Source organism: Azospirillum sp. TSH100 (assembly GCF_004923295.1).
Classification (GTDB): Bacteria; Pseudomonadota; Alphaproteobacteria; order Azospirillales; family Azospirillaceae; genus Azospirillum.
In genome coordinates this window covers 284,353-299,217 of sequence record NZ_CP039640.1, presented here as the reverse complement: position 1 = coordinate 299,217, position 14,865 = coordinate 284,353, and the positions used below count along the sequence as shown (strand labels likewise).

11 protein-coding genes are annotated in these 14,865 nt (G+C 68.4%); 5 read left to right on the top strand and 6 right to left on the bottom strand.

Features of this window, described 5'->3' with window-relative positions:
* Window positions 1-76: 76 nt before the first annotated feature.
* A complete protein-coding gene (locus E6C72_RS31185; protein WP_136700897.1) occupies window positions 77-1,192 on the top strand; it encodes a hypothetical protein in 1,116 nt (371 codons plus the stop codon).
* A 12-nt stretch (window positions 1,193-1,204) separates the two neighbouring features.
* On the opposite strand, the gene E6C72_RS31180 is transcribed toward E6C72_RS31185, so the two are convergent.
* The 3 genes from E6C72_RS31180 to E6C72_RS31170 form a co-directional block, all read right to left on the bottom strand.
* A complete protein-coding gene (locus E6C72_RS31180; protein ID WP_109085457.1) occupies window positions 1,205-2,665 on the bottom strand; it encodes a tetratricopeptide repeat protein in 1,461 nt (486 codons plus the stop codon).
* 127 nt (window positions 2,666-2,792) lie between these two features.
* Window positions 2,793-3,209 carry a hypothetical protein gene (locus E6C72_RS31175; RefSeq protein ID WP_109085456.1) on the bottom strand — a complete coding sequence of 139 codons (417 nt, stop codon included), beginning with the start codon at window positions 3,207-3,209 and terminating at the stop codon, window positions 2,793-2,795.
* Between the two features lie 788 nt (window positions 3,210-3,997).
* Window positions 3,998-4,675: a ParA family protein gene (locus E6C72_RS31170; RefSeq protein ID WP_109046996.1), complete on the bottom strand. Its 678-nt coding sequence runs from the start codon at window positions 4,673-4,675 to the stop codon at window positions 3,998-4,000.
* 101 nt (window positions 4,676-4,776) lie between these two features.
* Here E6C72_RS31170 and E6C72_RS32585 point away from each other — a divergent pair, with 101 nt between their 5' ends.
* Both E6C72_RS32585 and E6C72_RS31165 read left to right on the top strand, forming a co-directional pair.
* Entirely contained in the window at window positions 4,777-4,902 is a 126-nt protein-coding gene (locus E6C72_RS32585; RefSeq protein ID WP_256379138.1) for a hypothetical protein, read from the top strand.
* A gap of 153 nt (window positions 4,903-5,055) precedes the next feature.
* The gene (locus E6C72_RS31165; protein ID WP_109085455.1) at window positions 5,056-6,975 is read left to right on the top strand and encodes a hypothetical protein; all 1,920 of its coding nucleotides are present in this window, start codon (window positions 5,056-5,058) and stop codon (window positions 6,973-6,975) included.
* A 25-nt stretch (window positions 6,976-7,000) separates the two neighbouring features.
* Here the strand turns inward: E6C72_RS31165 and E6C72_RS31160 are convergent, their stop codons facing one another.
* A complete protein-coding gene (locus tag E6C72_RS31160; RefSeq protein ID WP_109085454.1) occupies window positions 7,001-8,392 on the bottom strand; it encodes a lipopolysaccharide assembly protein LapB in 1,392 nt (463 codons plus the stop codon).
* Between the two features lie 407 nt (window positions 8,393-8,799).
* Here E6C72_RS31160 and E6C72_RS31155 point away from each other — a divergent pair, with 407 nt between their 5' ends.
* Window positions 8,800-9,600, top strand: coding sequence for an FkbM family methyltransferase (locus E6C72_RS31155; protein ID WP_109085453.1), 801 nt, complete (start codon window positions 8,800-8,802; stop codon window positions 9,598-9,600).
* Between the two features lie 3 nt (window positions 9,601-9,603).
* On the opposite strand, the gene E6C72_RS31150 is transcribed toward E6C72_RS31155, so the two are convergent.
* Window positions 9,604-11,187 (bottom strand): tetratricopeptide repeat protein, encoded by a 1,584-nt coding sequence (locus E6C72_RS31150; protein ID WP_136700896.1) that lies wholly within the window; start codon window positions 11,185-11,187, stop codon window positions 9,604-9,606.
* Window positions 11,188-11,405: 218 nt separating this feature from the next.
* Here E6C72_RS31150 and E6C72_RS31145 point away from each other — a divergent pair, with 218 nt between their 5' ends.
* Window positions 11,406-12,590, top strand: a complete 1,185-nt coding sequence (locus tag E6C72_RS31145; protein WP_109865094.1) for a glycosyltransferase family 4 protein — start codon at window positions 11,406-11,408, stop codon at window positions 12,588-12,590.
* An 85-nt stretch (window positions 12,591-12,675) separates the two neighbouring features.
* Here E6C72_RS31145 and E6C72_RS31140 read toward each other — a convergent pair whose 3' ends face one another.
* Complete coding sequence (locus tag E6C72_RS31140) at window positions 12,676-14,847, bottom strand: tetratricopeptide repeat protein (RefSeq protein ID WP_109865093.1); 2,172 nt, start codon at window positions 14,845-14,847, stop codon at window positions 12,676-12,678.
* Window positions 14,848-14,865 lie beyond the last annotated feature (18 nt).

The following is a 14,865-nucleotide window of genomic DNA, read 5'->3' as shown; positions in this document are numbered from 1 at the left end:
ACGGTGAGATCGAGTAAACTGGACAGGTTCATGAAATATGGATAGGTATATAAACTAACTAGTTGATATATAATAGATGATTAGATCCCTTTCCGATCCACACTCCCTCCTCCCCCCTCTGGAGCGGGCCTCCATCGCGGTCGGCCGATTGGCGCAGGCGATGGCTGGAACGCCGGTGCTCGCGGCTTGGCTGCACCGGTCGCGGGCCGAGGCTGCGGCATCGATCGCCGACGCCCAGGGACGCCGTGTCGATCCCAACCGTCTGCGCACCCTGCTGGCCCGCGTGCCGGCACGGGCGTCGCGTGATTGGGGAGCGACCATGCTGGCGCTCGACCTGATGCGGCAGATGCTTGCCGATGACGCCGATGACGGTGGCGCGGCTGGCGACGCCCCTCCCCTTGTTCCGACCGGGGCTGACGATGCAATGGCGCGGATGGAAGCGGCGCTGGAGCCGACGAAGGGAGCGGTGCTGATCGCCTGCGGGCTTGGTTTCCTTGCGCATCTGGAAGCCGGCGGCGACCGTGGCGGCGCCTGTCTGGCGGTGTCCCGTTTTCTTGCCGTTCGGGGGATGACGCCGCTGCCGGTGCCCTGCCTGAACGGGGTCGAGGCGATCCGCCGTGCCGACCCGAGTGGAACCCGGCCGGGCGGGGGCTGGCCAAGCGGGAACTGGCCAAGTGGGAACTGGCTGGTGACTTTTCTCGACGGTATGGCGCGGCAGGCGGAGGAAGGGGAGGAAAGCCTGATCGCCCTGTTGCACCGCTGGCGCGGCTGGCGCCGGCGGGTTGGCGACCGGCGCAGCGATGCGCGCATCCGCCGTGCCGTCGATGCGGTGGCGGCGGAAGGCGTGATGAGCCCGGCCCGGCTGGCCGCCCGGCTGCGCTGCGCCACCAGTGCGGCCACCGACCTGCTGGAGGAATTGCAGCGGCTGGAGATCGCCGTGGAGATCACGCGCAGGCGCACCCACCGCGTCTTCGTAGCCGAGGATCTGGCATCGATGCTGGGGGAGGTGGCGCCACGATCTGCGGCCGCGGAGACCGTCGGAGCCATTCCCGCGGCCCCGCTCGCCATGCTGCCGGAACCCGACCGCTGGGTGGAGCCGGCCGAGGGGGTGGATGATGCGCTCGCCAACCTGGAGCGTATCCTGAAACGGCAGGACCCGCTGCTGGCCCGTTATGGCCGAACCGGTGGCTGAGAAAGCCTGCCCTCAGGTCCTGAGCGCCACCACCTGACGCAGGGCCTTCTCTGCGGCGGCGAACACGCCGTCCCAGTCCCCGGGCGTGGTCTGGCGGAACAGACGCATCGACGGGTACCAGGGGGTGGTGTCGCCCTTGTCGCAATAGACCCAGTAGGGCATGAACTGCAGCAGGTTCCACACCGGGCGGCCCAGCGAGCCGGCCAGATGCGCCACCGAACTGTCGGTCATGATCACCAGATCGAGCCGTTCCAGCACCGCCGCGGTATCGGCGAAGTCGTTGAAATGCGGTCCCAGCGGCGTGATCAGGGTGGAGGTGCCGAGCGTCTCCAGTTCCGCCTCCGGCGGCCCCTTCTGGATGCTGTAGAGCCGTACCTTCGGCACGTCGAGGAAGCGCAGGAAGCGGCTGAGCGTGGTGGCGCGCCGCGCGTTGTCCTTGAAGGTGACGCGACCGGACCAGATGATGCCGACCTTGATCGTGCCGTCCGGGCCGGGAATCAGCCGGGCGGCCTTCTCGCGCGCTTCGGCCGGAACGCTCGGGCGGAATGGCGGCGGCACCGTCTCGATGGTCGTGCCCAGCCGGTGTGGCAGGCTCATCAGCGGGCAATGGACGTCGTAGGCCGGATAGGCGGTGCCGGCGCGCACGAAACCGTCGAGGCCCTCCAGCCCGGACAGCAGGCGCTGAAGCTCCGGATGGCATTCCAGCAGGACCCGTCCGCCGCGCGCCTTGACCAGCGGCACATAGCGCGCGGTCAGCAGCACATCGCCGAAGCCCTGTTCGGTGGTCAGCAGGATGGTCTTGCCGTTCAGCGGCCCGCCGTCCCACATCGGCCCTTCGGCGATGCGATTCTGATAGCTGGGCAGTGACAGGCGGGAGTCGTAGTCGCGGAAGCCCTCGGCATAGCGCCCGACCTGGAGCAGGGTCAGGGCGCGGTCCCACAGCAGGCCCGCGTCGCCGGGCCGGGCACGCAGGGCGACGTCCAGGATCTCCAGCGCGCGGTCGAACCGGCAGCCGTGCCGCAGAGCCACCACCAGGTTGGACAGCAGGTTGGCGTTGCCGCCCGACAGCACCACCGCATGCTCCTGCGCGGCGATGGCCTCGTCATAGCGCTCCACGTCGCCCAGGACGTTGCCGAGATTGGTCCAGGCGCCGACATGACGCAGGTCGATCTCCAGTGCGCGCCGCTGGCAGGCGATCGCCGCCTCCGGCTTGCCGGCCTGCCGCAGCAGGGCGCCGAGCGCGCTCCATACATTGGGGTCGTTGGGCTGCTGTTTCAGCATCCCTTCCAGCATGTCGATGCTGAGGCCGTGCGAGCCGGACTGGGCGGGTGCCGGAGCGGGGGGTGAAACCGAGGGCGGGATTGGGGCCGGAAGCGGGATTGGGGCGGGCGACACCGGACGGGGCGAGGCCTGAAGGGGCGAGGCTGCCTGGGAGGACGGCGCCGGGGCGGCCTGTGTGATGTTTGCCTTCATCTCTCGTCGTCGCTGGTGGTCTGCAGTCGGTTTGGAGCAGGAGCAGAGCGCGGGTAGGGCATAGACGGCTCCTTAAGGAGAGTCAAACCGTCCCTTTGGCCGTCCTTGTGTGCTTCTTGGGGCTGGCTCAGCGCCGCCGCAGGTCCTGTAGGTCGATCTCGTCGATCCGGAAGCCGGCCTGCCGGAGGGCCTTCAGCACGATCACCTTCTGGGCGGTGCCTTCGCGTGCGGCGGCCTGCCGCAGTTCCTCCACCAGATAGTCCGGCAGCATCGCCTGCCATGGCCGGGTCGGTGCCGGACGGACGATGGTTGGCGCCGGTGTCGGTATCGGCTGGGGCTGGGGAGTGGGGGCCTGCGGATGGGAGTGGGCGAGCGCCGCGGAGTGCTCCGTCTCGGTCGGCAGGAAGCCCTTGCTCAACCCATATTGGCGGATCGGGTCGACGTCGTCCGCCCCCAGCCCGCCGATCCCGATCCCGCCCAGCGGAGGGCGGGCCGGCTTGGCGGCAGGCTTCAAGGGGGGCTTGGCGGGGCTGTCGGTCGACATGGGCACTCCGGTCAGGGCGATGCCGGCATGGGCCGGCTGGATAAGCCATGAAGCATTATCATGACTTGCTGTCCTGTCTTCACGGCATGTGTCGGGTGCGAGGGGCATCTTGGCGGAAAGCCTGCCGGCGTGGCACCGGAAGCACAGGGGGCGGCGGAAGGGGGCCTCACCATGAAAAGACATGAAGACAGATCATGAAATCATATGCTGATGCTGCCGGCGGCGTAGGGTGTCCTGGCTTCCGGTTGGACTGTGTGTTCTGGCAGCGGGGAAGGAGTTTACCGCTCCCTCATCGGGGCCTCCGTTGTGAGGGGGGCTGCGCTGCTTCAGGTCTCGCCAATGGGATCGGCGGACCGGATCGAGGCCCCTGCCGGCTTGGTGGGGGGAGAGTAAAATCATGATATCGTGGCATGATAAATTGTCGGGAAGCATCGGCTGATGGTGCGGTCTTGCGCTTCCGGTTCTCCTCTCAGCTGCTTTCCGAGGATTCCCGGTCCATGAAAACATAATGCCAATAAATCATGACATGAAATATTGAATTGTCACCCACGCTTCGGTGCGGCCGGTGTCTGCTCACGGCACCCCTTGCCGGGATCGGTTCTGATGCTCCGCCCCCAGATGCGCAGCCTGCCGCACTCCGTAGGCTGCGCATTCGCAGGGCTATAAAATCATTTCATGAAGACATGCCACCATGCCATGTGCCCGTCTCATGGCATGGCATGGCATGGCATGGCATGGCATGGCGCAGTCGCAAAGCCTTCCGGGTGTCCTACGGAAGGCTCCTCTCCTCATCCCCGCGGGATCAGCGGGTTGGCCGGGGAGCTTTCCAGAAAGGCGACGAACTCGTCGGTCAGGGCGCGGACGTTCAGGTCGGCGTTGCTGTCGGGATTGACCTCGCCCGGGCCGTGGCCGGTGTAGGTCATCTCCTTCAGCAGGGATCGCTCGATCAGTTCGGTGCGGAAGGCCGGGACGCCATGTTCGTCCAGCAGGCCGCGGGCATGGCGGTCCACGCGGGATTCGATGGCGGCCTGGGTGCGGACGATCACCACGCTGGAGGCCGGGGTGTGCTTCAGCACGCCGACGGAATCCGCCACCACCTTGAAGGTGCGCACCGTCTCCTTCACGTCCATGAAGGACTGCTGGGTCGGGATCAGCACCCCGTCGCTGACCGAGAAGGCGTAGAGCATGGTCAAATTGCCGAAGCCGGCAAGGTCGATCAGCGTGTAGTCGAAGCTCGGCGCATTCTCCTGAACCGTCTGGCGGACGTTCGATTCCGTGATCTCGTCCAGCACCCGCACGCCGGCATCGTTGCGCCGCCGCGCCCACTCGGCCAGATGCCGGTTGGGATCGCAGTCGAGCAGAAGCACGCTCGCCTCGCGCCGGCGCAGTTCGGAGGTGAGCGCCATGACCAGACTGGTCTTGCCGACGCCGCCCTTGGTGGAGGCGAAACTGATGATCCGAGCCATGCGGTGGTTCCCGGTAGCAAAGGATGGAGAGCGGGCTGACCCGAGCGGGAGCTTCGCGGATTTACACGCAAGATCAGGAAAGATGGAAGTGGTTTCACGTCATGAAGAAGAAGCATGAAATCATGATATATAAATGCGCCGAGGTCGCCGGAGCTGAAGCCCGGCCCGAAACCTGGGGCAAAGCCCAGGCCGAAGCCGGAGTTGAGGAGTGGGGCGGATGGCGGTGATCGACGGCTCCGGCGCTTGTCAGCCCCTGCATCGCCATGGCATAGGCACCGGACCGGGCTGCTCTCCGACCTGATTGCTGCAAGCGCCACGGTGGCCGAAGCCGGCCGGATTCCTGATCGCCCGTCCCAGCCATTCCGTTCAGGACCCGCCGCATGACAGTTCCCAGCCTCCTTCAGGCCCGTGCTGATGCCGAAGCGGGACGTCCCTGGCATGCCATGGAAGGAGCGCTGCGTATCCTGCGGCGGGACCCGGCGAATGCCGATGCGCGCGCCTTGTCGGCGGCGGTGCTGACCGGCATCTTCGTGACGGGAAGCAAAGCCTACGGGGCCGGCCGGTTCCTGGAAGCGCTCTGGTGCTTTGTTCTTCTGGCGGAATACGGCGCGCCGCGCGAAGTGTTCCGCACCAACTGCCACATCCTGGTTTCCATGATCCTCCAGCGCGCGGTGGAGGATGCGAATGGCGGCCGCACCGGCGACGCCAGACAAGCCTGCCGCATGATGCTGGTCCTCGATCCGGCACTTCCCCAGGTGCTTCTTCTCGCCGGACAGATCGAATGCAGTGCCGGTGGCGACGGGGCGGCGGCGGCCATGTTGATTGCCCGCGGCCTGCTGCTCGCTCCGGGAACGGCAAGGGCCGACCTGTTGCGCGGCACCGCTTTGCAGGCGGGCATCCGCGCGCTTGCCGAGCGGCTCGCTCGGGACCAGCCGGCCGGTCTTCTTCTCGGCGTGCTCGACTGGCTGTGCCCGTCCGGTCGGGCGGAGGCTCTGGCCCATTGCCGCAGGCTGGCGCTTCGGGCGGAAAATTCGCAGGGCGACCGCCGGTCGGACGCGCGTCGGCAGGCGGCCTCGGCCGCGATGCATTGGCTGGGAACGCTGCTGCAGGAGGAGCATCTCTACCGCGAGGCCCTGGAGGCCCACAGCCGGGGGTTCGAGCTGTGGAACAGCCTTGCCGGTCTGGAGCACAAGGCGCAGGCACAGCAGCATCTCGCGATCGAGCCGCTTCTGGAGAGCCTGAGGGGCTTCGGCTACGCTTATGTCTACGACATGAACGCCCATGCCGGGGCGCATGCCGCGTTCGACAGCCTGTCGGCGACGATGGAGCGCCTGCTGGAGGCGCCCGGCATCGACCATTGGACGCGCACCCAGCGGTGGACCACCCTGCTCGGCCTGCGCGCCCTCGTCCGCTATACGGAGGTCCTCGGCCGCAGCCCCCTGTCGCCCCCTCCCGACAACCCCTTCGCCGAAACGGCGCCGGTCGTTCCGGCAATACCGGCGGCGCGGCGGATCTTCGACTGCTGCACCTACTTCAAAGAGGCCGAGATCCTGGAGATCCGCCTTGCCGAATTGCATGACGTGGTTGATGGCTTCGTGGTGGTGGAGGCGACCCGCACCCATTCCGGCGAGCCGAAGGCGCTGACCTTCGGCGAGCATCGCGAGCGGTTCCGGCCCTATATGGACAAGATCCGCTACGTCGTGGTGGATGAACTCGTCGGCACCTTCTCCTGGCAGCGGGAGGCCTACCAGCGCGACGCCATCCTGCGCGGGCTGGATGGCTGCCGCGACGATGACATGGTCATCGTCTCCGACGTCGACGAGATCCTGCGGCGCGAGGTCGTGGAGCGGTTGCGCGGCGGCGGCCCGGCTTTCGACACCGTCTTCACCGCCGAACTCGACCTGTTCTTCTATCGCCTGAACTGCCGTTTCGCCCGCGACTGGCGTGCGGCCGGGGCCGCTCCCTTCCGCGTCATCCGCCAGACCGGGCCCAATGCCGTGCGCTATCTCGCCAAGCAGGGCATCGGCCACGTCATCCGCGACGCCGGCTGGCATTTCAGCTGGATGGGCGGCCTGGAGCGTTTCTCGGCCAAGCTCAACGCCTACGCCCACCAGGAACAAGTCCGGTCTTTCGACGAGCGGAAGATGGCCGATGTCGCCGGTTTCCTGAGCAGCGGCAGCGCCATCCCCGAAGGCGCGCCCGGCGCCGGCGAGGATTACGAGATCGTCCCGGTCGACCGCCATCCCCGCCTGGTGCGCGACAGGCTCGACCAGTTCCGGACCATGGGCTGGATCCGGTGAAGGAATTCGGAGGCGGCGGCGGACCTCACCCCTGCTTCACGTCCGCCGTGGTCCCGGCCCGGCGCTTCAGCCGGTGCACCGCGTGCTGGCCGCCGCCGGTGGCGCGGACCGAATAGAAATAGGCGCTCTCGTCGGTCCAGTAACGGCCCTCGGCGTCGACCATCACCGTGCTGCTGTGGATGTCCGCCGGATAGATCGTCAGGCGTGGTGCCGTCTCCGCCGTGAAGCCGGCCAGATGCACGGCGGCAAGCGCCGCCTGGTCGAGGAACCAGACGGGCAGGCCGCGGTCCAGGAAATGACGGATATAGCGCCGGGTCAGGTCGAGGAAGCGCAGCGCCCCCGTGGTCGGCCGGATGTGCAGCACGTCGGCGTAGAGCAGGCTCCAGATGTCCAGGCGCTTCAGAGCATGGCTCATCATGCCGAGGTCGGACCGGGCGGAGGTCGCCAGCAGCGGGTTCAGGTCGCGGATCGCCAGCAAGTCGACGTCCAGCATCAGCACCGGCCGCTGCCAGCGGATCAGCAGGTCGGGCAGCACCAGGAAGCGGCTGCACGCATAATAGGTCTTGGCATTGTCGCCCAGCGGCGACAGGTCGATGGTCTCGCGCAGGATGATGAAGCGGTCGGCGCCATGGGCTGCGGCCAGGGCCGCCACCATCGCTTCCGCCTCCGCGTCGGGATTGACCAGATGCAGGGCGATGGCGCAGTCCAGCCCGCTGTCCTCGGCGATGGAGCGCACCATGGTCGGCAGGAACTTCCGCGCATAGACCGCGTCGCAGCAGGCATAGACCACCAGCGGCCGTGCGGCGGCTCCGGCGCCCTCCTGGATGGTGGCGCGGATGCCGGCAGGATGCTGCGCTTCGCGCAGGGACTGCAAAAAGGCAGGGTCGGTGCGGGTGACGGCGTCGCGTCCGCCATGGCGTTCCGCCGCTTGGGCGAACAGGGCGTCGGCCTCCTCCAACCGGTGTTGCTCGGCGCACAGGCAGGCCAGCCGGCTCAGCGTGAAGGACACCTCCGGATAGAGATCCAGCGCCCTGCGATAGGCCCGCTCCGCCCGCAACGCCTGCCCGTCGCGGCGTAGCGCGTTGCCCAGCGCCACCAGCCCGACGCAGTCCTCGCGCCCCTTGAAACGGGCGACGTCGCCGGCCTCGCCCAGATGGGTCAGCAACTGCCACAGGTTGGACCGGCGGGTCGGATCAGAGGGCGTCAGTCTCCAGGCGGCGAGCGCATGGTCGGCCGCCTTCGCCATGTCCTGACCGACCATGATCCTGGCGAGCGCGTCATGCGCTGCCGGCGCCTGCCGGCCGGTGGGGGCCAGCTCCAGCAACTGGAGGCAGAGTGTCCTGGTGGTCTCGCGATTCCCCGCCCGTTCGGCGTCGAGTGCGGCCTGAAGGGTGGCGTCGGGTGTGGGGCGTGGCATGGCGCGGACCGGTCGGCGGAAGGGGGCGGCGCTTCATCCCATGGCATCCCCGCCGCTGGCAAGCGGAGCCTTCCGCCCCTCCTGCCGGCCTTCCCGAGTCGGGATCATTGCCTGCGCGCATCCCCGCTTTTGGACGGGGGCGGCGTCCGGAAAAAGCGTGCAGGCACCGGCTTGCGGAAAATGCATGGCCGGCGAAGCGGAAACCTGGCCGTTTTGCAAGAACGCGCTTGAACAAACGGGTAAATATCATCAACTGTTGCTATGGACCCGGGAAAGGGTTCCAGCCGAAACTGTGCCGCGCCGGTCCGTCCGGCGCGGCACTTTTATAATCAGCCATCCAGTCGCATCGTACGCAAATCACCGTACGCCAATCCTGGACGGTCGCCAGTTCGGGAGCCCAATACGCCGTGAGCATCGTCGACGGCCTCAAGATCGCGTTCGATGTCCATCTCTCCGGCGACCTGGAACGGGCGGAGGAGTTCTACCGCGCCATCCTGCGCGTCAGTCCTACGGATCCGATGGCAGTGACCCTGCTGGCGCTGATCCGGTCGCAACGGACGGCGATCCGCCAGAGCAAGCACAAGACGCTGTTGCTGTTGCGCGGTCGGGGCTTTCGGCCCGCCACGGTGATCGATGTCGGCGCCCAGACCGGCACCCCGCCGCTTTACGAGGCTTTTCCTGAAGCCCACCATGTGCTGATCGAGCCGGTGGCCGAGAATGAACCGGCCTTGCAGGCCCTGTGCGGGCAACTGCGCAGTGCCGAATACCGCATCGCCGCCGTCGCCCGCCGGGATGGCACGGTTCCGCTGGCGGTGTCCGAGGACCGGCTCTATTCCTCCGTCATTCTGGAGGGGGCGGAGCCGGACAGCACCCTGCCCGCCCTGCGCACGGTCCCCGCCATCTCGCTGGACGGCCTGTGTGCCGAGCGCGGCTACGCCCGGCCGATGCTGGTGAAGATCGACGTCGACGGTCTGGAACTGGAGGTTCTGGCTGGGGCCACCACCCTGATGCAGCCGGACGCCGTCTTCGTGATCGAGGCGACCGTCGCCGGCGCGGATGCCCGCCTGCCCCGCATCATCGCCGCCATGGCACCCTACGGCTTCCAGGTCTGGGACATCGTCGATCCGCTTTACCGTCCCGATGACGAGCGGATGTGGCAGGTCGATCTGGTGATGGTCCACCGTGACGGCCCCTACGCGGCTCTTTGACCCTTATCCGGATGCGCGCTCGCGCAGGGCGCGCTCCAGCCGGTCCATGGCATTGTCCCAGGATCCTGGCCGGTCCTGTCGGAACAGGCGCATTGTCGGATACCAGGGGCTGTCGTCGCGGTCGAGCATCCAGCGCCAGTCCGGTGCGAAGGGGACCAGCACCCAGACGGGGACGCCCAGCGCGCCTGCGAGATGGGCGACGGAGGTGTCGACGCAGACGACGAGGTCGAGGCCGGCCATGATGGCGGCGGTGTCGGCGAAGTCCCTGATGTCGGGCGACAGGTTCAGCAGGGGGAAGCCGCCGGGCGGGTTTGCCGCCTGTTCCTCGGTCGGTCCCTTCTGGATGGAGACGAGGCTGACGCCGGGGATGGCGGCCAGCCGGGCGAAGGGGGCAAGGCCGATGGAGCGGTTCCTGTCGTTGCCGTGGGTCGGCGACCCGGCCCAGACGATACCGACCTTCAGGCCGACCTTCAGGCCGCCCCCATCCCTTGCCAGCCCCGCCAGCCGCTCGCCCCAGCGCGCCGCCAGATCGGGTTCCGCCGACAGGTAGGGAACGCGGGACGGTACGGTTTCCAGCCGGGTGCCGAACAGGGCCGGCAGGCTCAGCACCGGGATCTGCACGTCGAAGTCGGGCAGCGGCCCGCCGGTTTCCACCGCGATGGTGCCGGGCAGGCGGCGCAGCACCGGCAGCAATGCCGTCTGGCATTCCAGATAGACCGGCTGTCCGCCGGTTGCCTGGGCGAGCAGCGGCAGGTAGCGCACGAATTGCAGCACGTCGCCGAAGCCCTGCTCCCAATAGACCAGCAGCCGACGGCCGTTCAGCGGCGACCCGTCCCAGCGCGGCTGGACGAAGCTGCGCTGTGGCGAGGGCAGGCGGCCGTGCTTCCAGCGCCATTCATAGCCGCGCCAGCCCCGGACGAAATCGCCCAGCAGCAGCCTGACCAGGCTTTCGTTCCAATGGGCGCCGGCGAAGTCCGGGTCCAGCCGGGTGGCCCGCCGGAAGGCCAGCAGCGCCTCCCAGAAGGCGCCCTTGTCCTTCACCGTGGAGCCCAGGTTGCTGTAGGCCCCGGCATAGTGAGGGTTCAGCGCGATGGCGCGGCGGAAGCGCACCGCCGCCTCGTCCAGCCGGTGGGCCATGCGCAGCATGGCGCCGTGGTTGTTGGCGATCTCGGCATCGCCGGGCGCCAGGGCCGCCGCGCGGGCGAAGGCGTCGCACGCCTCCTCGGGCCGTTTCAGCCGTTCCAGCTGGATCCCCATCTCATTGAGGGCGGCAGGCTGGTCGGGCTTCAGCCGGACCGAAGCGCGGTAGGCCCGCACCGCCTCCTCCATCCGGCCAAGCCGGGTCAGCAGCGCACCCATGTTGTTCCAGCCATTCAGCGAGTCCGGCGACAGGCTCAGGGCACGGCGGAACAGCGCCACCGCTTCCGCGTCGTGGCCGGCATCGGCGCGCAGCAGACCCAGATTGTTGGCGGCGGGGGCGAACTGTGGATCGGCGGCGATGATCTCGCCATACAGCCGGGCGGCCTCCCCGGCCTTGCCGCTCTGCTGGAACCCGAGAGCCGTGGCGAAGGCTTGCTGGATGTTCATGAAGGACCGCATCGCGCCGGTTGAGGAACTGGTTTCGGACAGCATCGGGAAACGGTGCGATCAGTAGCAGAGATGGCCGGTGCTGCATAGAACCGGCGCCGGCCGGACGGCGGTGTGGCGGCAGGTGGAGCCACCCAATGGAGCTGCTTCACCGCTTGCATCACCGCCGTTCACCGCCCATCAATGGCGCTCGTCGAACGGGGAATGTGGCGCGCGGCATGGCACGGCTTCTGCTGATCAATTACGAATTTCCGCCGTTGGGCGGCGGGGCGGCCAACGCCACCGACAACACCGCCCGCGAACTGGCGGCATTGGGCGAGGACGTGCTGGTGCTGACCTCCGCCTTCGGCGATCTGCCGCGATCGGAGCGCCGGGCCGACGGGGTTGAGATCCGCCGCATCCCGACCCTGCGCCGTCGCCGCGACCGCAGTTCCGTGGCGGAGATGCTGGCCTTCCTCGCCAGTTCGCTGGTGATGGCACCCTGGATTGCCGCCCGCTGGCGTCCGGATGCCACCATCGCCTATTTCGGCCTGCCCTGCGGCCCTGCGGCCTGGATGGTGAAGGCGCTGTCCGGCGTACCCTATGCGGTCAGCCTGCGCGGCGGCGACGTGCCGGGTTTCCAGTATGACGGCATCTCGCTCTACCACCGGCTGGCCGGGCCGGTGATCGGCTGGCTGTGGCGCCGGTCCTCGGCCGTCGTCGCCAACAGTGAAGGGTTGGCCGACCTCGCCCGCCGCTTCGCCCCGGACCAGGCGATCGCCATCATCCCCAACGGCGTCGATGCCGCCCGCTTCTCGCCCGCCGACACCAGGAATGACGGCGACCGCCTGTCGCTTCTGTTCGTCGGCCGGGTGGTGCGGCAGAAGGGGCTGGACGTGCTGTTCGAGGCGCTCGCCTCCCTGCCCTCCGCGACGCGCGACCGCATCAGCCTGACCATCGTCGGCGACGGCCCCGCCCGGCCGGAGCTGGAGGCGCAGGCCGTCCGGCTCGGGCTGTCAAGGCAGGTGATGTTCCGCGGCTGGCTCGGTCGGGATGAACTCCCGGCCGCCTACCGCGCTGCCGACGCTTTCGTCTTCCCCTCGCGCGACGAGGGCATGCCCAACGTGGTGCTGGAGGCTATGGCAGCCGGCCTGCCCGTGGTGGCGACGCGCATCGCCGGCAACCGCGATCTGGTGGTGGAGGAGGAGACCGGCTTGATGCTGGATGCCGACGACACTCCGGCGCTTGCCGCCGCACTCGCCCGTCTGGCCGAAGATGCGCCCCTGCGCCGCCGTTTGGGCGAGGGCGGTCGCCGGCGGGTGGTCGAGCATTTCTCCTGGCGTGCCGTCGCAGCCGCCTATCGCGACCTGACGCTTGCCGGCCGCGCCTCGGCAGGGCGGGTCCCGTCGGCGCAGGCGGACTGACGGGCGTCGCCTGGCCCGGAGGATGCAGCAGGGCGGCCGGTGGTCAGGCCGAGCCAAGGCTTCAGCCGGGCCATCTGCGGGAACCTCAGCGAGTGCTCGCTCCAAGCCGTTCGTCGACGAACCCCCGCAGGGCGCCGGCGACGGCCTCGACCACCGGCGCCCAGTCGCCCGGTGTGGTCTGGTGGAACAGGCGCATGGTCGGATACCAGGGGGTGGTCTGGCGCCCGGTCAACCAGCGCCAGCATCCGTCGAAACGCGACAGGACCCACACCGGTTTGCCCAGCGCTCCCGCCAGATGGGCGACCGACGTGTCGACGCAGATGACGAGGTCCAGGGTGGAGATCAGGGCCGCCGTATCGGCGAAATCAGTCACCTCATCCATCAGGTCGACCATCGCCATCCCCCGGGGCGGTGTGCGCGACTGCGTTCCGGCCGCTCCCTTCTGCAGGCTGAAGAAGACCGCGCCGGGTACGGTGGCCAGAGGAGCCAACTGGGACAGGGGCATGCTGCGCCGCTGGTCCGTCGCATTGGCGTGAAGCATATGCGGACGCGGATCGCCGGCCCACACCAGCCCGATCCGCACCCCGCCATGGACCGGAATCCGCCGTCTCCACGTCTCCACGTCCGCCGGATCGGGAGAAAGATAGGGAATCCGCGCCGGGATGCTGTCCAGCGTCGTGCCGAAGAAACCGGGCAGGCTCAGCAGCGGAGTGTGGACGTCGAACTCCGGAACCGGGTCGTTGACGGCGTGCACCGAAGCGATTCCCGGCATGCCTTTCAGCAGCCGCACCAGCCCCGGCTGGGCGACCAGCATCACCCGCCCGGCGCGCTCCGCCCCTGTCCGCTCCGCAAGAAGCGGGACATAGCGTGCGAAATGCAGCGTGTCGCCATGCCCCTGCTCGGCATAGACGAGGATGTTGCGGCCATCCAACGGCTCTCCCTGCCAGCGTGGCTGGGACAGCTTCGGCAACGGAAGCTGTCCGGTCCGCCACCGCCACTCGTAATGCCTCCACCCTTCCTCGAGAGCGCCGGCCTTCAGCAGGGTCAGCGAGAGGTTGAAATGGGCGTCCGCATTCTCCGCGCTGCGGGCCAGAACCTGACGGAAGCACTGCTCCGCCGCCTTCAGCTCGTTGAGGGACAGATGCACGATGCCGAGATTGTTGCCGGCCGCAAGGTTGCCCGGATCGAGACGCAGGGCGCGCCGGCACTCCTTTTCGGCTTCGTGGTAGTCGGCGAACCGCTTGGCCCGGGTGCGGAGCGCATGGCCGAGATTGGCGTAGGCGTCGGGGTGGTCCGGCTTCAGCGCAATGGCCTGACGATAGCGGGTGCGGGCGGCGCCGGCTTCGCCCAGTTCCCACAGCGCATTGGCCATGTTGTTGTGGGGGCTCGGATAATCGGGCCGCAGCAGCATGGCCCGGCGGTAATGCGGCTTGGCCGCCGCATAGCGCTTCTGCATCAGGCAGGCGCTGCCCAGCCCGTTCAGCGCCTCCGGATGATCGGGCTTGAGTGCGATGACGCGCCGGTAGGCATGCTCCGCCGCGCCAAGCTCCTGGCGCTGGATGAACAGGTCGCCCAGTGCCTGGGGGTGGTCGATGGCGAGCGGCTCCACCCGCATGGCGCGGCGCAGGGCCGTTTCCATCCTGCAGGGATCGCCGGACCCGCGGGCGACGCGGCTGAGATGACCGATGGCTTCCGCATGGTCGGGCTGAAGCGACAGCACCCGATGATAGAAGGCCTGCGCCTCGCTGAAGCGCCCGAGGTCGAGCAGGGCATGGGCCAGATTGATCGCGCCTTCGGTCCGTTCCGGTGCCAGGGAAATGGCCCGGCGACCGCTGGCACGGGCCCGATCCGGCCGGCCGAGGAGCTGGAGGGCGCGGGTGAGGTTGATGACGGGTTCGGCGTAGTCCGGGCGCAGCGCGACGGCCCTGCGATACGCGGCGGCGGCGGCGGCCATGCCGCCTTGCGTCCGAAGCCCTTCGCCGACGCTGTTGTGGTACTCGGCACGGTCGCGGGTGATGAGCAAGGCACGGTCGAACAGCGTCAGGGCCCCGGCTTCCCGCCGGGATTGCAGCTCGGTCAGCCCCAGCAGGTGCCAGGCATCGCCATGGGCCGGTTCCAATGCGAGCAGGGCATGATAGATCCCGGCCGCCTCGCTCAGGCGGCCGGCACGGTGGGCGGCGATCGCTCTGTTCAGAAGGATGCCGGCCGGCTCCCTCCGAGTGTGGCCGGTTCCTCTGATCTCGCTGCTCGCGTCCAAGGCGGTGTGTCCCCAATC

Bases quoted from the DNA above. Each gene is read 5' to 3' on its own strand.
- E6C72_RS31150 (WP_136700896.1), bottom strand. From the start codon at position 11,187: ATGAACATCCAGCAAGCCTTCGCCACGGCTCTCGGGTTCCAGCAGAGC.
- E6C72_RS31180 (WP_109085457.1), bottom strand. From the start codon at position 2,665: ATGAAGGCAAACATCACACAGGCCGCCCCGGCGCCGTCCTCCCAGGCA.
- E6C72_RS31160 (WP_109085454.1), bottom strand. From the start codon at position 8,392: ATGCCACGCCCCACACCCGACGCCACCCTTCAGGCCGCACTCGACGCC.
- E6C72_RS31185 (WP_136700897.1), top strand. From the start codon at position 77: ATGATTAGATCCCTTTCCGATCCACACTCCCTCCTCCCCCCTCTGGAG.
- E6C72_RS31145 (WP_109865094.1), top strand. From the start codon at position 11,406: ATGGCACGGCTTCTGCTGATCAATTACGAATTTCCGCCGTTGGGCGGC.
- E6C72_RS31175 (WP_109085456.1), bottom strand. From the start codon at position 3,209: ATGTCGACCGACAGCCCCGCCAAGCCCCCCTTGAAGCCTGCCGCCAAG.
- E6C72_RS32585 (WP_256379138.1), top strand. From the start codon at position 4,777: ATGAAGAAGAAGCATGAAATCATGATATATAAATGCGCCGAGGTCGCC.
- E6C72_RS31165 (WP_109085455.1), top strand. From the start codon at position 5,056: ATGACAGTTCCCAGCCTCCTTCAGGCCCGTGCTGATGCCGAAGCGGGA.
- E6C72_RS31170 (WP_109046996.1), bottom strand. From the start codon at position 4,675: ATGGCTCGGATCATCAGTTTCGCCTCCACCAAGGGCGGCGTCGGCAAG.